23 protein-coding genes and 1 CRISPR repeat array are annotated in these 21,699 nt (G+C 43.9%); of the genes, 6 read left to right on the top strand and 17 right to left on the bottom strand.

Annotation, left to right across the window (positions count from 1 at the left end):
- The first annotated feature begins 47 nt into the window (after positions 1-47).
- Both znuC and znuB read left to right on the top strand, forming a co-directional pair.
- Positions 48-803: a zinc ABC transporter ATP-binding protein ZnuC gene (gene znuC, locus C5471_RS05910; RefSeq protein WP_133813147.1), complete on the top strand. Its 756-nt coding sequence runs from the start codon at positions 48-50 to the stop codon at positions 801-803.
- Positions 803-1,588, top strand: coding sequence for a zinc ABC transporter permease subunit ZnuB (znuB, locus tag C5471_RS05905; RefSeq protein WP_133813148.1), 786 nt, complete (start codon positions 803-805; stop codon positions 1,586-1,588). Before znuC ends, znuB begins: the two co-directional genes overlap by 1 nt.
- Positions 1,589-1,689: 101 nt before the next feature.
- Here znuB and ruvB read toward each other — a convergent pair whose 3' ends face one another.
- The 6 genes from ruvB to aspS form a co-directional block, all read right to left on the bottom strand.
- On the bottom strand, positions 1,690-2,691 hold the full coding sequence (gene ruvB, locus C5471_RS05900) for a Holliday junction branch migration DNA helicase RuvB (protein WP_133813149.1): 1,002 nt from the start codon (positions 2,689-2,691) through the stop codon (positions 1,690-1,692).
- 15 nt (positions 2,692-2,706) lie between these two features.
- Positions 2,707-3,324: a Holliday junction branch migration protein RuvA gene (gene ruvA, locus C5471_RS05895; RefSeq protein WP_133813150.1), complete on the bottom strand. Its 618-nt coding sequence runs from the start codon at positions 3,322-3,324 to the stop codon at positions 2,707-2,709.
- Between the two features lie 78 nt (positions 3,325-3,402).
- Entirely contained in the window at positions 3,403-3,924 is a 522-nt protein-coding gene (ruvC, locus tag C5471_RS05890; RefSeq protein WP_133813151.1) for a crossover junction endodeoxyribonuclease RuvC, read from the bottom strand.
- A gap of 112 nt (positions 3,925-4,036) precedes the next feature.
- The gene (locus C5471_RS05885) at positions 4,037-4,780 is read right to left on the bottom strand and encodes a YebC/PmpR family DNA-binding transcriptional regulator (RefSeq protein WP_133813152.1); all 744 of its coding nucleotides are present in this window, start codon (positions 4,778-4,780) and stop codon (positions 4,037-4,039) included.
- A gap of 29 nt (positions 4,781-4,809) precedes the next feature.
- On the bottom strand, positions 4,810-5,247 hold the full coding sequence (gene nudB / locus C5471_RS05880; protein WP_133813153.1) for a dihydroneopterin triphosphate diphosphatase: 438 nt from the start codon (positions 5,245-5,247) through the stop codon (positions 4,810-4,812).
- The gene (gene aspS / locus C5471_RS05875) at positions 5,247-7,019 is read right to left on the bottom strand and encodes an aspartate--tRNA ligase (RefSeq protein WP_133813154.1); all 1,773 of its coding nucleotides are present in this window, start codon (positions 7,017-7,019) and stop codon (positions 5,247-5,249) included. The genes nudB and aspS overlap by 1 nt, the downstream gene beginning before the upstream one ends.
- Before the next feature lie 286 nt (positions 7,020-7,305).
- Between aspS and C5471_RS05870 the strand changes: the two genes are divergently transcribed.
- Positions 7,306-7,704 (top strand): MAPEG family protein, encoded by a 399-nt coding sequence (locus C5471_RS05870; RefSeq protein ID WP_133813155.1) that lies wholly within the window; start codon positions 7,306-7,308, stop codon positions 7,702-7,704.
- A 160-nt stretch (positions 7,705-7,864) separates the two neighbouring features.
- Here the strand turns inward: C5471_RS05870 and C5471_RS05865 are convergent, their stop codons facing one another.
- Together C5471_RS05865 and C5471_RS05860 are read right to left on the bottom strand one after the other, a co-directional pair.
- Entirely contained in the window at positions 7,865-8,107 is a 243-nt protein-coding gene (locus C5471_RS05865) for a type II toxin-antitoxin system RelE family toxin (RefSeq protein ID WP_133813156.1), read from the bottom strand.
- On the bottom strand, positions 8,097-8,348 hold the full coding sequence (locus tag C5471_RS05860) for a type II toxin-antitoxin system Phd/YefM family antitoxin (RefSeq protein ID WP_133813157.1): 252 nt from the start codon (positions 8,346-8,348) through the stop codon (positions 8,097-8,099). The genes C5471_RS05865 and C5471_RS05860 overlap by 11 nt, the downstream gene beginning before the upstream one ends.
- A gap of 287 nt (positions 8,349-8,635) precedes the next feature.
- Between C5471_RS05860 and cmoA the strand changes: the two genes are divergently transcribed.
- Both cmoA and cmoB read left to right on the top strand, forming a co-directional pair.
- On the top strand, positions 8,636-9,394 hold the full coding sequence (cmoA, locus tag C5471_RS05855) for a carboxy-S-adenosyl-L-methionine synthase CmoA (protein ID WP_133813158.1): 759 nt from the start codon (positions 8,636-8,638) through the stop codon (positions 9,392-9,394).
- Positions 9,391-10,362: a tRNA 5-methoxyuridine(34)/uridine 5-oxyacetic acid(34) synthase CmoB gene (gene cmoB / locus C5471_RS05850; RefSeq protein WP_133813159.1), complete on the top strand. Its 972-nt coding sequence runs from the start codon at positions 9,391-9,393 to the stop codon at positions 10,360-10,362. The genes cmoA and cmoB overlap by 4 nt, the downstream gene beginning before the upstream one ends.
- A gap of 52 nt (positions 10,363-10,414) precedes the next feature.
- On the opposite strand, the gene cutC is transcribed toward cmoB, so the two are convergent.
- The 5 genes from cutC to C5471_RS05825 all read right to left on the bottom strand — a co-directional run bounded on the left by cutC (position 10,415) and on the right by C5471_RS05825 (position 14,565).
- On the bottom strand, positions 10,415-11,161 hold the full coding sequence (gene cutC / locus C5471_RS05845; protein WP_133813160.1) for a copper homeostasis protein CutC: 747 nt from the start codon (positions 11,159-11,161) through the stop codon (positions 10,415-10,417).
- A gap of 169 nt (positions 11,162-11,330) precedes the next feature.
- Positions 11,331-11,921: a VOC family protein gene (locus C5471_RS05840; RefSeq protein ID WP_133814216.1), complete on the bottom strand. Its 591-nt coding sequence runs from the start codon at positions 11,919-11,921 to the stop codon at positions 11,331-11,333.
- A 663-nt stretch (positions 11,922-12,584) separates the two neighbouring features.
- Complete coding sequence (locus C5471_RS05835) at positions 12,585-13,163, bottom strand: YceI family protein (RefSeq protein ID WP_133813161.1); 579 nt, start codon at positions 13,161-13,163, stop codon at positions 12,585-12,587.
- 24 nt (positions 13,164-13,187) lie between these two features.
- Entirely contained in the window at positions 13,188-13,742 is a 555-nt protein-coding gene (locus tag C5471_RS05830; protein WP_133813162.1) for a cytochrome b, read from the bottom strand.
- A gap of 676 nt (positions 13,743-14,418) precedes the next feature.
- Complete coding sequence (locus C5471_RS05825; protein WP_166295702.1) at positions 14,419-14,565, bottom strand: hypothetical protein; 147 nt, start codon at positions 14,563-14,565, stop codon at positions 14,419-14,421.
- A 783-nt stretch (positions 14,566-15,348) separates the two neighbouring features.
- On the opposite strand from C5471_RS05825, the gene argS reads away from it, so the two are divergent.
- Positions 15,349-17,079 carry an arginine--tRNA ligase gene (gene argS / locus C5471_RS05820; RefSeq protein WP_133813163.1) on the top strand — a complete coding sequence of 577 codons (1,731 nt, stop codon included), beginning with the start codon at positions 15,349-15,351 and terminating at the stop codon, positions 17,077-17,079.
- 78 nt (positions 17,080-17,157) lie between these two features.
- Here the strand turns inward: argS and C5471_RS05815 are convergent, their stop codons facing one another.
- The 4 genes from C5471_RS05815 to rimJ all read right to left on the bottom strand — a co-directional run bounded on the left by C5471_RS05815 (position 17,158) and on the right by rimJ (position 21,675).
- The gene (locus C5471_RS05815) at positions 17,158-17,925 is read right to left on the bottom strand and encodes a thioesterase II family protein (RefSeq protein WP_133813164.1); all 768 of its coding nucleotides are present in this window, start codon (positions 17,923-17,925) and stop codon (positions 17,158-17,160) included.
- 386 nt (positions 17,926-18,311) lie between these two features.
- On the bottom strand, positions 18,312-19,850 hold the full coding sequence (gene murJ / locus C5471_RS05810) for a murein biosynthesis integral membrane protein MurJ (RefSeq protein WP_133813165.1): 1,539 nt from the start codon (positions 19,848-19,850) through the stop codon (positions 18,312-18,314).
- Positions 19,851-19,918: 68 nt separating this feature from the next.
- Positions 19,919-20,353, bottom strand: a complete 435-nt coding sequence (locus tag C5471_RS05805) for a DUF29 domain-containing protein (RefSeq protein ID WP_133813166.1) — start codon at positions 20,351-20,353, stop codon at positions 19,919-19,921.
- Between the two features lie 6 nt (positions 20,354-20,359).
- Positions 20,360-20,807: direct repeats of the CRISPR family, unit length 28 nt; unit sequence TTTCTAAGCTGCCTGTACGGCAGTGAAC.
- A 283-nt stretch (positions 20,808-21,090) separates the two neighbouring features.
- A complete protein-coding gene (gene rimJ, locus C5471_RS05800) occupies positions 21,091-21,675 on the bottom strand; it encodes a ribosomal protein S5-alanine N-acetyltransferase (protein WP_133813167.1) in 585 nt (194 codons plus the stop codon).
- Positions 21,676-21,699 lie beyond the last annotated feature (24 nt).

Genomic DNA, 21,699 nt, shown 5'->3' with positions numbered 1-21,699 from the left:
AATTGTTATATTATAACATCTCAATGTTCACGCAAGATATATTTAGCATGTCAACACTCATCACTTTAAAAAATGTTGCAGTCACCTTTGGCAGCCGTCAGGTATTAAACAATATTTCTCTTGGCTTGCAACAAGGAAATATCCTGACGCTGCTGGGTCCCAATGGTGCCGGTAAATCAACATTAGTCCGGGTTGTTTTGGGGCTTATTGAACCGTCATCCGGCACGATTGAGCATACCGATGGATTGAAAATCGGCTATGTTCCACAGAAGTTGCATCTTGATCCTACCCTGCCACTGACGGTTAAACGCTTTATGATGCTGAAACCCGGCGTGAAATCCGCCGATATATTGCCAGCGCTTGAGCGAGTTAACGCGGCTCATCTATTACAGCAACCGATGCAAAAATTATCCGGCGGAGAAAACCAACGGGTTTTATTAGCCAGAGCGCTATTAAATCAACCTCAATTACTGGTGCTTGATGAACCGACACAAGGCGTTGATGTTAATGGTCAGTTAGCACTCTATGATTTAATCAATCAAATCAGAACCGAATTACATTGTGCGGTACTGATGGTATCCCATGATTTGCATCTGGTGATGGCGAAAACAGACGAAGTTTTATGCCTTAATCAACATATTTGCTGTTCCGGTACACCGGAAGTTGTTTCAACTCACCCTGAATTTATCGCCATGTTTGGTCATCATGGTGCCGAGCAATTGGCAGTATATCGGCATCAACATAATCACCACCATGATCTGAAAGGGAAAATTATCTTGAAAAATAACAGAGAATGCCATTGATGATTGAATTATTACTCCCCGGTTGGTTAGCCGGCATATTGTTGGCAATTGCGGCCGGGCCATTAGGATCATTTGTTGTCTGGCGCAGAATGTCCTATTTTGGCGATACTCTGGCTCATGCGTCATTATTGGGCGTTGCTTTCGGATTATTGCTAAATATCAGCCCGTTTTACGCGGTTATCGCGGTCACTTTGATATTGGCAATCATGCTGGTCTGGCTGGAGAAACGCCCGCAACTGGCCATTGATACTTTATTGGGGATTATGGCTCACAGCGCATTATCATTAGGCTTGGTGGTTGTCAGTTTAATGTCCAATGTGCGGGTTGATTTAATGGCTTATCTGTTTGGTGACTTACTGTCAGTCACTTATGAAGATATCTGGCTGATTGCAATCGGTGTCGCTATTGTCACCACACTGCTGTTCTGGCAATGGAACGCCCTGCTTTCTATGACCGTTAGCCAGGAAATGGCTTTTGTAGATGGCATTAAAACACAGCGGTTGAGAGTACTGTTAATGCTGGTCACAGCCTTGACCATTGGCCTGGCAATGAAGTTTGTCGGCGCTCTGATTATCACTTCTCTGCTGATTATTCCCGCTGCTGCCGCTCGCCGTTTCGCCCGCACACCAGAGCAAATGGCCGCTCTGGCTATTGTGGTTGGTATGCTCGCAGTCACCGGCGGATTAGCTTTTTCCGCCTTTTACGACACGCCAGCCGGGCCTTCTGTTGTTCTGTGCGCTGCGGTGCTATTTATTATCAGCCTGCTCAGTAAGGCCAGAAGTTGATTCACTGAGTTGCTACACTCATTTACCCGGAAGCGCGCGCGGGATAGGGTTCCCTTGACGGAGTCCCATCCCGATTAGCTCAGATTGCCCACTGATTACGCCTAATCTTTGACCATGCCAAAATGGCGATAAGCATGATCGGTGGCGATCCGTCCACGAGAAGTCCGTTGAATAAAACCTTGCTGGATCAGGAACGGTTCCAACACATCCTCAATCGTTTCCCTCTCCTCACCAATAGCAGCGGCAAGGTTATCCACCCCCACAGGCCCGCCCATAAATTTATCAATGATGGCAATCAATAATTTACGATCCAGATAATCAAAACCGGCAGAATCGACACTCAGCATATCCAGCGCCTTGGTCGCAATTTCACTATCAATCCCACCATTGCCTTTCACCTGAGCAAAATCACGCACCCGACGCAATAACCGGTTGGTAATACGCGGCGTTCCACGGGAACGCATGGCAATCTGCCGCGCACCATCATCAGTAATATCCACCCCCATATAACGGGCACTGCGAGAAACGATACTTTGCAAATCATCTACGTTATAAAATTCAAGGCGCTGCACAATACCGAAACGATCACGCAGTGGAGAAGTCAGGGAGCCTGCACGCGTGGTAGCACCAATCAGGGTAAAAGGCGGCAAATCAATTTTGATCGAACGAGCTGCCGGCCCCTCGCCAATCATAATATCCAGTTGATAGTCTTCCATTGCCGGATAGAGGATCTCCTCCACCACCGGCGATAAACGGTGAATTTCGTCGATAAATAAGACATCGTGCGGTTCAAGGTTTGTCAGCATTGCTGCTAAATCCCCCGCCTTTTCCAGAACCGGGCCAGACGTTGTGCGAAGATTGACTCCCATTTCATTAGCGACAATATTCGCCAACGTAGTTTTCCCCAACCCGGGCGGGCCAAAAATCAGCAGATGGTCAAGGGCATCACCACGCTGTCGGGCAGCCTGAATAAAAATCTCCATCTGCTCACAGACTTGCGGCTGCCCGACATATTCAGATAGCAGTTTGGGCCTGATTGCACGGTCAATAACTTCATCGTCTTGCAAAACTTCCGCAGAAACCAGCCGGTCAGCCTCAATCATGGTATACCCCTGTGATTAAAGAGCGGCGCGAAGTGCTTCGCGGATAAGTGTTTCACAGTCAGCTCCCGGTTTAGCGACTTTACTGATCATTCGACTGGCCTCCTGCGGCTTATAGCCCAGAGAGACTAACGCAGCAGCGGCTTCCGCTTCGATATCCGCATCAGAAGTTGTCTGTTTGGTGGTTGCCGGCAGATTAATATCACTGCTCTGATTGAACAGATCGCCATTAAGCCCTTTAAAGCGATCTTTCATTTCAACCACCAGCCGTTCAGCGGTTTTTTTACCCACACCGGGCAATTTAACCAGAGAAGCAATCGCCTCTTTCTCAATCGCAGAAACAAATTGTTGCGCAGACATACCCGAAAGAATAGCCAGCGCCAGTTTAGGGCCGACGCCATTCACTTTAATCAGTTCACGAAACAGCGCCCGCTCCTGCTTATCATTAAAACCATAAAGTAATTGCGCATCTTCACGCACCACGAAGTGAGTAAACAGAACAGTTTCCTGCCCGGTATCAGGCAATTCATAAAAACAGGTCATTGGCATATGAACTTCATAACCCACGCCATTCGTTTCCAGCAAAACCAAGGGTGGTTGTTTTTCCAGCACAATTCCTCTGAGACGCCCTATCACTTGTTTACCCCCTACCAATAAAACTGATTATTCTGCTAATGCTTATAACATAAAAAAAGCTGGATGCATATCCAGCCGTTATTTTAAACGTCCACGCGCCAGTATTAATCTGGGATCACCGACACGCAAAAGATTCTGATTAAAGTGACAATGGGTTATCGCAATTGCCAACGCATCAGCCGCATCAGATTGCGGATTGGCAGACAATTTCAGCATAGAACGCACCATATGCTGAACCTGACTTTTTTCAGCCGCCCCGGTGCCGACAACAGTCTGTTTAACCTGCCGGGCGGCATATTCAAAAACCGGTACAGATTGATTTACCGCAGCCAGAATAGCCACGCCACGCGCTTGCCCTAATTTCAGCGCTGAATCTGGGTTTTTCGCCATAAATACCTGCTCAATAGCAAAGGCATCCGGTTGGAATTGCGTAATAATTTCAAGGATACCAGCATAAATGCGCTGTAACCGGTTAGGCAAATCATCAACTTTTGTCCGGATACAACCGCTGCCAAGGTAGATCAAATGGCGCCCCTGCTGGCGGATCACACCATAACCGGTGACACGGGAACCGGGGTCGATACCTAAGATAATCGCCATATCTGTTTATTCGCCTTTACGATCATCTTCAAATAAGGGAGGGATAAAAACGTTAGAGAAAGTGCCCTGAGCCCCCAGTGCACTTTCTCTACGCTGTACAACCCGATTGAAATTACAGTAGAGCAGCAACTTCATCAGAGATTTCACCGTTATGGTAAACCTCTTGTACGTCGTCTGAATCTTCCAACATGTCGATCAGGCGCAGTAACTTAGGTGCCGTTTCCGCATCCAATTCAGCTTTAGTGGAAGGGATCATCGAAACTTCTGCTGATTCGGCCACAAAACCGGCGGCATCCAACGCGTCTTTCACCTCACCAAACGTTTCTGGTGTGGTGTAAACATCAATAGCGCCATCATCATAGGTTTCCACATCATCGGCCCCTGCTTCCAGCGCCGCTTCCATCACCGCGTCTTCATCCAATCCCGGCGCATAAGAGATCACGCCTTTTTTGGTGAACAGATAAGCAACAGAACCATCCGTTCCCAGATTACCGCCGGTTTTAGTAAAAGCATGGCGAACATCAGAAACCGTACGGTTACGGTTATCACTCAGACACTCAACCATCACTGCGGTCCCACCCGGACCATAACCTTCATAAATGATGGTTTCCATGTTGTCAGCGTCATCGTTGCCGACACCACGGGCGATAGCCCGGTTCAAGGTATCACGGGTCATGTTGTTGGACAGCGCTTTATCAACCGCCGCCCGCAGACGTGGGTTAGCTGCCGGATCACCACCACCCAGACGGGCTGCCGTTACCAGTTCCCGAATAATTTTGGTGAAAACTTTACCGCGTTTCGCATCCTGTGCAGCTTTGCGGTGCTTGGTATTGGCCCATTTACTATGACCTGCCATAAGATTCTCCGATAAAACATCTAATAAGCTTAATTAATCACAAACTCTTCAATTGCCTGCCGATTGCTCCATGACTTGGTGAGCTTTGCCGCTTTATCCGCCTCCAGCCACCGGTAAGCCTGGTGTTCAGTCAACAAGAATTCTCGCTCTTCAGGCAATGCCAGACAGAACCAGTTCTCTTTATTACGGGTGACTCCCGGTGCATATCGATGGCGCAAGTGGGTAAAAATTTCATAATAAAGCGCGCGCCGGCAATCTATCAATTCAAGATTTTCACCGATGATATCAATACCGACTTCTTCTTGCACTTCACGCAATGCTGTCTCACGCGGCGTTTCATCCCCGTCAAGGCTACCTGTCACAGATTGCCAGAAATCAGGATCGTCCCGCCGCTGTAGCATCAGCACCCGTCCGCTGGAAAACGCATAAATAACAACCAGAACAGATTCAGGGCGCTTATAAGCCATTATTCACTCTCTTTCCGGGCCACAACCGAGATTGCCAGATCGTCAAGCGCGGCCAGATTTGTATAACTTGGTGCCTCAGTCATCAGACAAGCGGCAGCGGTGGTTTTAGGGAACGCGATAACATCACGGATATTGTCAGTCCCGGTCAGCAACATCACCAGACGGTCAAGACCGAATGCCAGGCCTGCATGGGGTGGAGTCCCAAACTTTAGCGCATCCAGCAAGAAACCAAATTTTTCCTGCTGTTCCTGCTCATTAATCCCCAGAATACGGAACACCGCTTGTTGCATGTCGTTACGGTGAATACGCACTGAACCACCACCCACTTCATAACCATTAATCACCATATCGTAAGCATTGGCAATGGCTGAAAGCGGGTTTTGCACCAACGCTTCCGCTGACATATCACGCGGTGAAGTAAACGGATGGTGCATTGCACTCAGGCCGCCTTGGTCATCATCTTCGAACATTGGGAAATCGATAACCCACAGCGGTTGCCAGCTATCCAGTTGCGTCAAATTCAAATCGCGGCCCAATTTTAGGCGCAGTGCTCCCAAGGCATCAGTGACCACCTTTGTACTGCCGGCACCGAAGAACAGAATATCACCATCCTGCGCATCGGTACGGGAAAGCAGACCTTCAATCACTTCGGCATTCAGGAACTTCGCCACCGGGCTTTGTACCCCTTCCAGACCTGCACCACGATCATTGACTTTCATCCACGCCAACCCTTTAGCGCCGTAAATGCCAACAAATTTGCCATATTCATCAATTTGTTTACGGCTCAGTTCAGCCCCAGCCGGAACGCGGATAACAGCTACGCGGCCTTTACTGTCATTCGCCGGTTCAGCAAAAACGCTGAACTCCACATTTTTGACCAGGTCAGCAACATCGACCAATTCCAGTGGGTTACGCAAATCGGGTTTATCAGAACCGAAACGGCGCATGGCCTCAGCAAAAGTCATGACCGGGAAATGCCCGAGATCAACACCTTTAATTTCAAGCCACAATTCGCGGATCATTTGTTCCATCATCCCCCTTACCTGCTCAGCAGTCATAAAGGAAGTTTCCACGTCGATCTGAGTAAATTCCGGCTGGCGGTCTGCACGCAAATCTTCATCACGGAAGCATTTGACAATCTGATAATAACGATCAAAGCCAGACATCATCAGCAATTGCTTAAATAACTGCGGGGACTGAGGCAACGCATAAAATTTGCCTTTATGAACACGGCTCGGTACTAAATAATCACGAGCGCCTTCTGGTGTCGCTTTAGTCAGCATCGGCGTTTCAATATCCAGGAAATCCTGACTATCCATAAAACGGCGGACAAAGCTGGTAATCTTGGCGCGTGTTTTCAGGCGATTTGCCATTTCAGGACGGCGCAGATCAAGATAGCGATATTTCAGCCGCTGCTCTTCACTGTTCGTCTGGTTGCTATCCAAAGGCAGAGGTTCGGAACGATTGATAATATTCAGGCTTTCCGCAAAAACCTCGATTTCACCGGTAGCCATATCTTTATTGATTTGACTGTCAGGACGCGCGCGTACAGAACCGGTGATTTGAATACAGAATTCATTACGCAGCTCAGAAGCCAGAGAAAACGCGGCTTGCTGATCCGGGTCGAAAAACACCTGAACGATACCTTCACGATCACGCATATCAATAAAAATCAGGCCACCCAGATCACGGCGGCGGTTTACCCAACCACAAAGAGTCACTTTCTGGCCTTCATGGGTCAGATTCAACTGCCCACAATAATCAGTACGCATACAATATCCTTTTACTCGGCTGTTGTGCTTTTGCTGCGGAAATTTTGGCTTCATTTCTGAACTTTTTTGAACATGAAAAGGTTCAGAAAAGTTCAGAACTGTCAAAAAAGGCCATCATTATAATAGAAATTCTGTTCAGAGATAAGAGCAGGCAATCCTCTTGATTATACTATTGCCTTTAATCAGACAATTTATTTTCAATTGCTGTTTATTTATAGCGACAGTTTTATTTTTGAGGTTTATCATTACTTAATTGGCCAATTTCGGTTAGGCAATGGAGTTAAAAATGGTTAGCTCGCTTTATGTTGTGTTGGGCGCACTATTATTGATTAAGCTGTCTTTTGATGTGGTTAAATTAAGAACACAATATCGTGTTTCATATGGAGATGGCGGTTTCTACGAATTACAAACTGCTATTCGGGTTCATGGCAATGCCGTGGAATATATTCCTATCGCCATGTTATTACTGGTGATGATGGAAATGAATGGCTCAAATGTCTGGATGATACATGTCTGTGGTTTGATCCTGCTCACCGGCAGGTTGTTACATTATTATGGTCTGCACCACCGAGAGTTCCGCTGGCGGCGTTCCGGCATGGTAGCAACCTATCTCTCCATGGTATTGATGGTGATTGCCAATATTTACTACCTACCTTGGGAACAGATATTTTCTCTTTATGTCTGATATTGCCGCCACTGAAATAAACAGGCAGCAAGTTCTGCTGCCTATTATTCTAACCGTAGCGGGTTCCATATGAGGAAGACTTCCCGGCGTTGATATGCAACGCGGGCACATGTTGTGTCTTTTACCGTTCATTGGCAAGGGTATAAACCACATCTCCGGCTCATTTACCAATAGCAATTACCAGCAAGATAATCTTATTGTCATTCACTTCATAAACCAAACGGTAGCCAGAAGACCGCAATTTAATTTTATATCGGTTAGCGCGTCCACTTAATCTTGCTGACGGCACATGAGGGTTTTCTAAGCGTTCAACCAGTTTTTTCTTTAGCTGCTCCTTGACGGGATGACCTAGCTTCTTCCACTCTTTTAAGGCCCGCTTTTCAAATTGCAGACTATAGATCATCTAGATTCACACTGACAAATTCAGCATCTTTTAAACGGTCATCCACAATTTTGTTTAGTACGGCATCCTCAGCCAGTTCCTGATAGTAAGAAAATAATTCAGGCGGCACACAATAAAACGCAGGTTCATTCCGATTCAGGATTGCAACAGCTTCACCTTCCCCCTGCAAATATGTCCCCATTGGGTTACGTTTCAAATCGGTAATACTTGCCGCTACATTTGTTAAGATCTGATATGCCATACACCACCTCACTCTTTATATCTATAAGAAGCAAACAATAGGTCATTTAAAGGTGCTTTTCAATGCATCTTCACTTTTTTATTTTATATAGAACCAGAAAATCCTCTACACTACTCACCAATGAAATCAAAGGATAATAACACCATGACATGATTTTTTGTGCGACACTCGTATTCCTCAAATATTTCCATTACTCACCATTTTTAAATCAGAGAAAATTGGTTCAAGGTCAAGCTTTACATCTGTTAGAATGCCGCCTTCTATTTTTTCTAATAATCAATGCTGTTATGTCAAATCAAGATCCTCACAATCAAAGGGATAGCCTGTTTGCCGCCCCCATTGCCAATCTGGGTGACTGGCGTTTCGATGAACGGGTTGCAGAAGTTTTCCCTGATATGATCCAACGCTCTGTGCCAGGTTATGCAAATATCGTTTCCATGATTGGTATGCTGGCCAGTCGTTTCGTGACATCAAACAGTCAGATTTATGACCTGGGTTGTTCCCTTGGCGCATCAACCCTGGCAATGCGCCGTAATATTACAGCGGAAAATTGTAAGATCATCGCAGTTGATAATTCTCTGGCTATGGTAGAACGCTGCCGTCGCCATATTGATGCTTTCCGGGCGCACACACCCGTTGACGTTATTGAAGCCGATATTCTCGATATTGATATTCAGAATGCCTCAATGGTTGTACTGAATTTCACCTTACAATTTCTCGACCCGCAAGATCGGCAAGGTTTGCTTAACCGGATTTATCAGGGATTACGTCCGGGCGGTGTGTTAGTTTTATCAGAGAAATTCAGCTTTGCAGATCAACAAATTGGTGAATTACTGTTCAATATGCACCACGATTTTAAGCGTGCTAACGGCTACAGCGAGCTAGAGATCAGCCAGAAACGCAGTATGCTTGAAAATGTGATGCTGACTGATTCTGTCGAAACACATAAATCCCGCCTTCATCAGTCTGGTTTTAAACATGTTGAAGTCTGGTTTCAGTGTTTCAATTTTGGCTCATTACTGGCGATAAAAGGAGTCGATAAATGATCGATTTCGGTAATTTTTATCAGCTTATCGCCAAGAACAACCTCCAACACTGGCTGCATGGTCTTCCGGCACAACTGGATGAATGGCAAAAAGCAGCCCTGCATGGCAGTTTTAAATCGTGGGTCAAAACCCTGGAAAACCTACCCGAAATTTCACCGACCAAATTAGATCTGAAAAATGGGGTGATCGCAGAACAGGATCCACCGCTATCCGCCGGTGAAAAAGTCTGTATTACCAATATATTGAAAATATTTATGCCGTGGCGCAAAGGGCCATTCTCACTTTATAGTGTGAATATCGACACTGAATGGCGTTCAGATTGGAAATGGGATCGGGTACTGCCCCATATTTCGCCCTTAGCGGGCCGGACAATTCTTGATGTTGGCTGTGGCAGCGGCTATCACCTGTGGCGAATGGTTGGTGAAGGGGCTGAACTTGCGGTTGGTATCGATCCGACTCAACTTTTTCTCTGCCAGTTTGAAGCGGTCAGAAAGTTGCTTGGCAGCGATCAACGCGCCCACCTTTTACCTCTGGGAATCGAACAATTACCGGCACTGGCTGCTTTTGATACCGTTTTTTCAATGGGCGTCCTCTATCACCGCCGTTCCCCACTCGACCATCTTTGGCAGTTAAAAAACCAGCTGGTGTCCGATGGCGAATTGGTGCTGGAAAGTTTGGTTGTTGAAGGTGATGAACACACCTGTTTAATTCCTGGTGAACGCTATGCCCAGATGCGTAATGTTTATTTCATCCCATCAGCGAAAATGCTGAAAGTCTGGTTGGAAAAATGCGGTTTTGTTGATGTCAGGATTGTTGATCAGGCAATAACCACCACGGCAGAACAGCACCGTACAGACTGGATGAAAACGGAATCGTTATCTGATTTTCTCGATCCTGAGGATAGCGGTAAAACCATTGAGGGTTATCCAGCTCCGCTGCGTGCGGTACTGATTGCCCGTAAACCCTGAGTTTGAGAGCTGGCCCAACAGGGCCAGTTCAACATTTGCTTAACAGCAAGATTTATTCAAATAAAGTCAGACTCAGCATCCCTTTCATGACCTCTACCACACTACCATCAACGCAGTAATGTGAGAATTCATCTACTTCACGGTCAGAACTCATTGTCACCCCCGCTTTGCGGTAGGTCATGGTGGAAGGCATCACCCGGCTGGCAGAGCTGTGAACTTCCGTTAGCCCTATATCCATAAATTTATGGATATTACTCAGACGAACACCCGCGCCCGCCATAATAATTGGCCCCTGACTGGCCTGATGAAGTTCTTTCAATAAAGGTAATCCCAATTCAGCATTCTGTTGCTGGCCGGAAGTCAATATTCGTTTAACACCAAGCTGAGTTAGCTGATCCAGTGCTACATTGGGATTAAAACACATATCAAACGCACGGTGAAAAGTGACAGCCATATCGCCGGACAACGCCATCAATTGTTGCATCCGCAGCAAATCAATATGCCCTTCTTGATCCAACACACCAAAAACGACGCCCATAAATCCCATATCACGGATCTGGGCGACATCATTTTTCATCACCTCAAAATCTGAATGGCTGTAGCAAAAATCACCGCCTCTTGGACGTACAATTGGATGTACAGGAATAGTTAATTGCTCAATAGCCTGCTTCAATGTACCAAAACTCGGTGTTAATCCCCCTTCCATCGGACTGGCACACAACTCTATCCGGTCAGCCCCAGCCTGTTGTGCGATTAATGCGCAACCTACGCTAAAACAACAAATTTCTAACTTTGTCATCAGAAGTTCCTTGGACACCCAGTCAATATAACAAGCAATTAATGAACCAAAACGATTCAGTAACTCAATTCACTAACTATGACATTTAATTATTCCCAATGATTTGTAGGAAATCACAAGGTCAGAATTTTTATCTGGATCACAGGGATGAAAAAGTTAATTTTGCTGACTAGTGCTCACTTTTAACGATGTCACGCAATGTAAACGGGTGAAATTTGACGGTGATCTCACCATCAGTGATGGCTAAGGTAGGATTAGGCAGCCGCTCCCGCTCCCCTTTGGGCTGACTCTCTTTAACAGAAAAACCGGCTGGCAAAGGCTGCGGTAATAATGCCCATGCTTTTGCCGACAACATTTCCGGCACCACGGGCAGCACCAGCTCCACATGCTCCCATCCCTGATGTGCATAGGCTTTCTTGCCGGGGTATGGCAATTCAACACAATCAATTTGCCAGTTAAGCACCATCATTGGCTGTGCCAAATCAAACAAACAGATTGGACGCCCATTAATAATACTTTCCGACATCAGACTGCCACACTGCAAAAAACCTTTACGCCAGCGTTCCGCTACGGCCATATCATTACAACGTAAAGAGATATGATCGGCCTGATATTTATCAAAATCCAGGTTAAGCCGCTGCCCGAATTGGGCTAGTTTATGTGTAAACATTGCCAGATCAGCAACTAAATCCTGTAATTCAGCGATATTCTGTAATTCAACAATGTTCTGTAATTCAACAACAGAAGAAAAAGGTGTCATATCATCCCGGATTAACATGTAATAAATGGGTATCTCCTCCAGACCTGAACGCCGAGGAGCCTCCGCTGTTTCAAGCCTCAGATAATACTCCCGGTTTGTAACAATTGAAATCAGGGGCTGTGCTTTGAGGATATATATGTGTATGAATCATTCAGGTCAGGGGCCATCTTTATCTCAACTACACATTAGCAACAGGACTATACTTCTGAATAAAATCACAGATAGTTTTTTCAATACTGGTATTTATTGAAGGCAATCTATCTTCCAAGTCAGGGTATTGATGTGTCGGATTTACAAGATATCTTACCTTATCTTTACACACTGTAAGTTCAGCATATGGGATGGTGGATTCACATAGTAAGAACAACATCGTTAATAAAACGGCTTATCCCCTATCATGTTTAATGTATTTATCAACGATGTTATCCTTCGCTTCTTTTACATTTACCTGTCCTGCCACAACCATTTAAAAGCGCGAAAACAGAGGTATTAAAGCTTTTATATAACAGTCTGATTTAAATCAATAAACGTGATTTTCAAAATGATAGTCAATTGCAAACCATAAAAATAATGCAATATAAAAAGGATAATGGGTTAATCAACCCTGAAACCTGGCATTAGCCAGGTTTTTATTTATTCAGTTTGCATTAAATAATCAAGGTATTACTTTTCCCGAACGCCTTCGACAGAAATCAGTAAATCCGCTTCCTGTGATTTAGGACCCAAATCTGCTTTGAAATTAAAGTCTTTCAATTTGATCTTACCGTAAGCTTCAAAACCTGCGCGGTAACCACCCCATGGATCTTTACCTTCCCCCATCAGTACTGCATTCAATACCACTGGTTTTGTCACACCGTTTAAAGTCAGATCACCTGTAATAGCATATTTATTCCCATCTTTTTTCACTTCGGTTGAAGTGAATTTTGCTTCAGGGTATTTCTCCGTATTAAAATAATCTTTACTGCGCAGGTGCTTATCACGTTCGGCGTGGTTAGTATCCAAACTGGCTATTTTAATCGTCACATCAACTTTATCCGCAGCCGGATTTTTCTCATCAAATGTGAAAGAACCATCAAAATCTTTAAATGAGCCATATAACCAGCTATAACCCAAATGTTGAATGCGGAATTCAATAAAGGCGTGCTGACCCGGTATATCAATTTTATAATTGGCGGCTAACGCAGAACTTGCATTCAATAACAATGCACCCGCAGTCAGGCCAAGTAACGTCTTCTTCAACATATTATTCTCCATAATCGTTTTGTATTATTCAGGACGGAAACCCAGCATACGTTTCAGGGTTGCATCACGGTCAATAAAATGATGTTTTAACGCAGCAACAGCATGTAATAGCGATAAAATCACCACAGTCCAGGCAAGGTAAAGATGAATCATTCCCGCAGTATCTGCCTGTTTGCCCTGACCGGTTAATGTGGCTGGCACAGTAAACCAGTCAAAGACAGAAATCGGCTGCCCATCAGCCGTCGAAATTAAATAACCACTAATCAGAATGCTAAACAGTAAAGTATACAACAAAATATGTACTAAAACAGAGCTGATTCTGGTCAGGCGACTATAACTGGCTAAAGGTTTTGGTGGCGGAGAAGCAAAACGCCAGATAACACGCACAACCATCGCTATCAGCAGCAGGATTCCGATGCTTTTATGAATTTCAGGTGCTCCGTGATACCACGTATCGTAATACCCTAATGTCACCATCCACAGCCCCAGTGCAAACATGCCATATACGGTCAATGCAACCAGCCAGTGTAAAAGGACGGATAAATGACCAAATTGGTTAGAAGTATTCTTCCAAAGCATAGTAGTTCCTTTTTAGGTCAATGCTGGTGAGCTATTCTTTTGGATTTATTAAATCATAAACGATATTAATTTATTTTTTATTAAAAATTTCAACAAATAATTTGCAAAAGATTCTCAATTTTAATCAATGAGATCAACTTAAAATAAAAAAACATTAAATAACAACGAAATAGAAATGAATTACATCAAAAATAATGCAAAAAAACACATAATATATATTTTTTTGTTATATTGTTTTTAGGATTTTAGCTAATGAAATAATCAATTATCTTCTTTTCTGTTTATAAGAAACATAATTACCTGAAAAACAAACAGCTATAATAAAGACAAAATATCATTTTCAATTTAATATTTCACAACAAGAAATTTATCTTATTGAAAAATAAAGAAAACTTAACTGCATTTCTTGTTATTTAAAACCGCCGTTTTCTAAACGCACTTTCAACCAATGAGTGAGCCACTTCCGTAATTGCCCTACGGGTTCATCCAGTTTCTCAACCTGCTTACCGTGGTTTTCCCATAAATCGCTAATAAGCGAAAATACCTGCCCTTGCAAGGCGTAATCAGAATGGAACCAAGCCTCAAATAAATGATGGCCCAGGACAAAGGGCTTTTCACTCTCACTTTGACCACAATTTTCAGGGCGGTAATAAATCTGGGGCTCAGGGTTTTGCTATCAAGCAGATGACCGATAACTGACAGATAGCCTGACTTGGGCTGAACTAGCCAAGGGCTTATCCTGTTCATCCACCAACTGAAATTCTACCCAGTTTTTCAAATACTTCTTACAATCGAAACACAGACGCGGATCGGATATACCCATTGGTTTTATTTCCTTCTTTTAACGTGAATACAACACACGGCCCAGATATAACGCAGTGAAAACCCCATAAGGCTTTCTCATTTAAAACTGACGAATGCTCACATTAAGTAAATAAAGTGATTACCTCATTGCCAATCGTGAAATTATGATTTATATACCTGGCAATGCAATTCATCATTGAATTGCATTCCTTCCAGACAAAAAACAAATAGATTAATCACAACATACTCATATTCCACGATTATAATGCAACTCATCATCATGTTATTACTGCATTCACGCTGACATTTCTTTTCAAAACATGACAATTTAAAACCCATTTTGCCATTATTTATTAACGATTCGACTAACTCTAATCATAGCTACACAGCTGAATAATCCATACCATGTTTCCTGCTCATCACAGCAAATATCACCGTTTTATCCCCGCCAATGCAAGGAACATATTCCCTATTTAATAGCCAAATCCGTATTATATGGTTCATCCCCGTAAACACGGGGAACACATCACACACAAGCAATGCTTTGACCTTTATCTTGCAAACTAGTTCTTATTTTTTCTGCTCTTTCGCTAAAATTATTAACGATTTTTTAAGAAAACACGTTCTTTGTCTTCTCATCCTATAGCTGAACAATAGCAACAGCAGGGCTTTATTTAATCATTATATTTGCTATACATTTTTCGTCTGTTTATCCGAATTTTATCCATATTCTCGTCTTTTTATCCGAACTCGTGTGGTATTATGCTTATTTTCTTTCCTAATCGTAATTTAAGGTAACCAGGTGAATATTCAGGCGATTCTTTCAGAAAAAGTCAGCCAGGCGCTGATTGCAGCAGGTGCTCCAGCCGACAGCGAAGCTCACGTCCGTCAATCCGCGAAAGCACAATTTGGTGACTATCAGGCCAATGGTGTGATGGCCGCCGCGAAAAAAGTGGGTATGCCGCCCCGACAACTGGCAGAAAAAGTTGTTAGCCTGCTGGATCTGCAAGGTATCGCCAGTAAAGTTGAAATCGCCGGCCCCGGTTTTATTAATATTTTTCTTGATAAAACCTGGATTGCAGCGAATATCGAAACTGCACTGAAAGATGAGAAATTGGGCGTTACCTCAGTCGAACCGCAAACTATCGTTGTCGATTATTCCGCACCCAATGTCGCTAAACAGATGCATGTTGGTCATCTGCGTTCCACCATTATTGGTGATGCTGCGGTGCGTACTCTTGAATTCCTCGGCCATAAGGTTATCCGCGCTAACCACGTTGGTGACTGGGGAACCCAGTTCGGTATGTTGATTGCCTATCTGGAGAAAATACAGAACGAAAATGCCGGCAATATGGCACTGGCCGATCTGGAAGCGTTCTATCGTGAAGCAAAAAAGAACTATGATGAAGATGAGGAGTTTGCGGCCCGCGCCCGTGGCTATGTGGTGAAGCTGCAAGGCGGTGATGAGTATTGCCGTACTATGTGGCGCAAGCTGGTGGATATTACTATGGCCCAGAACCAGCAAACCTATGACCGTTTGAATGTCACTTTGACTCAAGATGCTGTGATGGGGGAGAGTCTGTACAACGATCTGCTGCCCGGTATTGTTGCTGATCTGAAACAGAAAGGTCTGGCGGTAGAAAGTGATGGCGCAACCGTGGTTTACCTTGATGAGTTTAAAAACAAAGAAGGTGAACCGATGGGCGTGATTATCCAGAAAAAGGATGGCGGCTATCTTTACACGACAACGGATATCGCCTGTGCAAAATATCGTTATGAAACCCTGCACGCTGAACGGGTTCTTTATTACATCGATACCCGTCAACATCAGCATTTGATGCAAGCATGGGCCATCGTTCGTAAGGCGGCCTATATACCGGAAACCATGTCGCTGGAACACCATATGTTCGGCATGATGCTGGGTAAAGATGGCAAACCGTTCAAAACCCGTGCCGGCGGCACTGTCAGGTTGACCGATCTGCTGGATGAAGCCATTGAACGTGCCGATAAACTTATCCGTGAGAAAAACCCGGATATGCCAGAAGATGAACTGAAAAAAGTGGTTGAAACTGTGGGTATCGGCGCAGTGAAATATGCCGATCTCTCCAAGAGCCGTACGACAGATTACATCTTCGATTGGGATAATATGCTCGCCTTTGAAGGTAACACCGCACCTTATATGCAATATGCCTATACCCGCGTGGCCTCGATCTTCAAACGTGCTGATATTGATGAAAGCAGCCTGACTTTACCGGTTATCCTAAATGAGGATCGTGAACAAGCTCTGGCGACCCGTTTGTTACAATTTGAAGAGACTATCACTACCGTCGCCCGTGAAGGTACGCCACATGTTATGTGTGCTTATCTGTACGATTTAGCCGGTTTGTTCTCCAGTTTCTATGAACACTGTCAGATCCTGAATGCTGAAAGCGAAGAATTACGCCAGAGCCGCCTGAAACTGGCTCTGCTGACCGCCAAGACGCTGAAGCAAGGTCTGAATACCTTGGGCATTGAGACGGTAGAACGGATGTAACCGTACAATCGCTGTTTTCTCTGGAAAATTGGCGTGATATAGGCATACATTGTCTTATCACGCCGGTTAATATTTATACTACATAGTCATCATCCGCTTTTGTCTGGTACTCAATGCAATTCTGGTATGAATAATATTAGCAACCACTTTCGGTATATGCTGGATAAAGAAGTGATCAGCATCGACGAAATGAATATCAATACCACCACAAGTGTAGTTTTCCCACGCCAGCATATCCTCTTTTGACATCGTTTTATCCTCTCGCCCATGAATCAAAACGAGTTCAGAGACACTTTGCCCTTGTCGCAAATAATGCTTCATATGGTAATTAAGCGATAAATCATTACGAATAACAGGAAAGAATATCGCTTTGAAATCTTCATTATTGAGGGCCTCATCATGGGTTCCACCATATCTGACCAATAGCTCACCCAGTTGTGCATCAGACAAATCAAACGGATCTTGTTTAAAACTGGTAATATGCGGAGCCGCTTCTGCGGAAATAAATACATTTGCCGGAGATTGGTTCTCATTGTTTAACCGGTTAGCTAATTCATAAGCAAATAAACCACCGTTGCTGTGCCCAAATAAAGAAAACCGGCTACCGTTAATCAGATGTCTCATTTCTTCATGTACTGCCTGCAAAATATTTTCCATATCCCGATTTAACGCTTCATCAAAACGACTGCCGCTACCCGGCAATTGTAATGCATATACCGCGATATTTTTCTCCAGGCAAGTACTCAGGCTACGAAAAACTTCTGCCGAGCCACCTGCATAAGGAAAACAAAATAAGATATGATCAGTTTTACCTGATTGAATATGACTTAATTTTTCAAACCACATGAACTCTTCCCCACTCAGTTAAATGTTCATCTTGTTATTATTTACCTGACAAACTTAATCTAATAGCTGTTCCAAATCACATTCGGATCAGTGAGTTAGCATAACAAATATAGCCCATATGATAATTGTGATTTATAGCAGAATCCCTTATATTTTCATGAAAAAATACGACCTGGCACGCACAATTAACTTTTCATTCAAACATTATTAAGTTAAGTGACTATAAAATTCTGAGACATCACTTAATTATGAATATTTCAATAATGAAAATATACTCATAAATCAATTAGTTGTTTACAACAATTTTATGGAAATTGATATCCCAGCAGTCTTCGAAAGATCAACAACGCGGCTTGATCCGAGAATAACCGCCGGGACACCTAAAGTTATGATAAACCGCGGTGGGCAAAATCTTTCAACCGGAAGCCCATCAGCATCAATGCAGCGAAATAACTGCCAGCCCCAGCGATAACCACCATCATTAACCGCAACAGACGCATAGCCATATTTCCCTGTTCCCATGCTGGCATCAACCATAAAGTCACCGCTAACACGACAACCATTGCTACAATTGCCACAATCAGTTTAAATAAGAAAATGCCCCAACCTGCCAGCGGTTTAAAAATATTTTTCTTCCGTAATTGCCAATAAAGCATACTGGCGTTGAAACAGGCTGCCAGACCGATAGAAAGCGCCAACCCGGCATGTTTCAGTGGACCAACAAAAGCCAGATTCATTAGCTGAGTCAGAATTAAAGTCATAATTGCAATTTTCACTGGGGTTTTGATATCTCTACGGGAATAAAAACCCGGTGCCAACACTTTGACAATAATTATCCCCATCAGGCCGAAACAGTAAGCAATTAATGCCTTCTGAGTCATTGCCGCATCAAATGCAGTGAAATTACCATACTGGAAAAGAGAAACCGTCAGAGGTTCTGCCAGAATACCCAACGCGATAGCACAAGGCAGTGCTAATAGGAAACAGAGCCGAAGCCCCCAATCCATCAGTTTAGTGTATTCCTCATGATTGCCACTGGAAAAACTTTTCGCCAGCGAAGGCAAAAGAATGGTTCCAAGGGCAACGCCCAATACACCAGAAGGTAATTCCATCAAACGGTCAGCATAATACATCCAGGACACGGAACCTGATATCAGAAATGAGGCGAAAATTGTATTAATAATTAATGAAATCTGGCTGACTGAAACCCCAAGGATCGCCGGTCCCATCTGTCGGATAACCCGCCATACACCACTGTCACGGAAAGAAATGCGGGGTAATACCAGCATGCCAATTTTTTTCAGGTGGGGAAGTTGATAGACAAGTTGCAAAATACCACCGGCAACAACCGCCCAACCCAACGCCATCACCGGTGGATTGCAATAAGGGGCGACAAACAGCGCAAATACAATCATGCTGATATTAAGCAATGTCGGGGCGAAAGCCGGTACAGAAAACCGATTCCAGGTATTTAATATCGCCCCTGCCAACGAGGCCAGCGATATCAGAAAAATATAAGGAAAAGTTATTCTTAACAGATTTGTCGTCAGAGCAAATTTATCCGCAGTATCAGTAAAACCCGGCGCAGTAATATAAATCACCCACGGTGCAGCTAAAATACCCAGCACCGTAACAACCGCCAGAATTAACGTCAGCATACCGGAAACATAGGCAATAAACGTCCGGGTCGCTTCATCTCCCTGCTGATTTTTATATTCAGCCAGAATCGGTACAAATGCCTGAGAAAATGCGCCCTCTGCAAAAATACGGCGCAACAGATTAGGTAATTTAAATGCAACAAAAAAGGCATCCGTTGTTGCCCCTGCCCCAAATATACGGGCAATAATGGCATCACGGATAAAGCCCAAAACCCGGGAAAACATGGTCATAGAACTGACCGCAGCCAGCGATTTCAATAAATTCATTGTATTTATCTCAACAAAAAAACGCACCAACCGAAGTCAGTGCGTCAAATAAGTCAGCTCACTAAAGCTTAATCAGGATAGAATTCTTGGGAAAAGATCTGATTTATATTCCAGATACATTCATCCGGGAACATATCCAGCCCTGTTTCGTCGGCAGCGGAAGAAACGGCATCAGCCCAAACTTTAGCCAACCAGTTTTCATCAGCCATTGTACTTTTCAGGCTAGATGTCTCTTTTATATGCAATTCCAATGCTTTTCTCTGTTCCTTGATAGTTCGCTGCCAACTTGGACCACGACGCCCAGGCTGGAATTGCCATTTTAGAAGGTGGGCCAGCAAAACCGCCATACGATTTGCCAGTTCACGTTTTTCACTCTTGCCCACGTCCTCAATCTCCTCAGCAATATTGGCTATATCGATCTCAGAGAATTTACCTGCACGTAATAATGCTGCTTGCTCATTCGCCCAAGCGACCACATCAGTTTCGTAACGGGTATAACCCATGATTGCCTCCTAAGTTGCCTGTACGGCAGTGAACGAAAGTAATCCGTATGTGCCGTTAACTGATCATTTCTAAGCTGCCTGTACGGCAGTGAACCGTTTTTAAGCAACCAAAAATGATAATAAAAGTTTCTAAGCTGCCTGTACGGCAGTGAACTGTTAATATTTTAGCTGCATCTTCACTGAAGATTTCTAAGCTGCCTGTACGGCAGTGAACGTTTCCGTAGATTGACCCAGTTGCGTTGATACTTTCTAAGCTGCCTGTACGGCAGTGAACAAAAGATGCTGAAACCAAGCTGCCAATATTCATTTCTAAGCTGCCTGTACGGCAGTGAACCCAGTAATGCTGTTTCTCTGCGTGAGTTTCTGTTTCTAAGCTGCCTGTACGGCAGTGAACATTCAAAGCATTCTTTGCGGCAAGCAACTCTTTTTCTAAGCTGCCTGTACGGCAGTGAACTGTTAGATACTAACCTTAACCTGCTGACTTTTAAAGAGTAGAGTGATAAAAATTAACAAAACCCTTTTTTACAAGAGAAATAATATTTCTTTAAAAAACAATATATTAAAATTAGCTGAAAAAAAAGGGTCAAAAATAAGGTATAAGGAAACACTATCTTTCAAGTTACATTTCCCTCCTTCTCTCTACATCTATTTGTTCATTAATGAGCAAAAGCCCCAAGATGAACTGCCCCAAAAAGTTAGACAGTTCCTGGTTTATCTGGCAGTACAATCTCTGATAATCAACTTTTTCCATTCCATTTTTCATCTGTCAGTGCAGTTAATACATGATCCTGCCAAATCCCATTTATCATCAGATATTGCTTTGCATATCCTTCACGCTCAAAGCCCAATCGTTCCAACAAGTTACCACTACGATGATTATCAGGCATATAATTAGCCATAATCCGATGCATCCCCTGCTGACGCTGCATATAGCGAATAGCGGGTTGCAACGCCTCATACATCAGCCCTTTTCCCTGCCATTTTTCACCAAGAGAATATCCCAAATAACAAGCATGAAAAGCACCCCGCAAAATATTACTGAAATTCGCCACACCAATTACTTCATTTTCATTCGAATCAAGCAGCAAGAAATGAAAAGCTGCACTCTGTCTTTGCATTTCCGTGATTAAATTCAATCGGTTTGTCCAACCAGAAGGCTGACAATGGCTGTTATCCCGGGTCGGCTCCCAAGGTTTAAGAAATTCGTGATTTTCTGAATAATACTCAGCTAAACGATATGCATCCCGCTCGTACACCAAACGCACCACCATTCGTTCTGTTATCAGACGAACCTTCGGTAAAGTGGAACGATAACCAAACATGATTTCTCCCTAGCTATGCCTAAT

This window comes from Photorhabdus tasmaniensis, assembly GCF_011189505.1.
Classification (GTDB): domain Bacteria; phylum Pseudomonadota; class Gammaproteobacteria; order Enterobacterales; family Enterobacteriaceae; genus Photorhabdus; species Photorhabdus tasmaniensis.
This window is presented reverse-complemented; position numbering and strand designations above follow the sequence as displayed.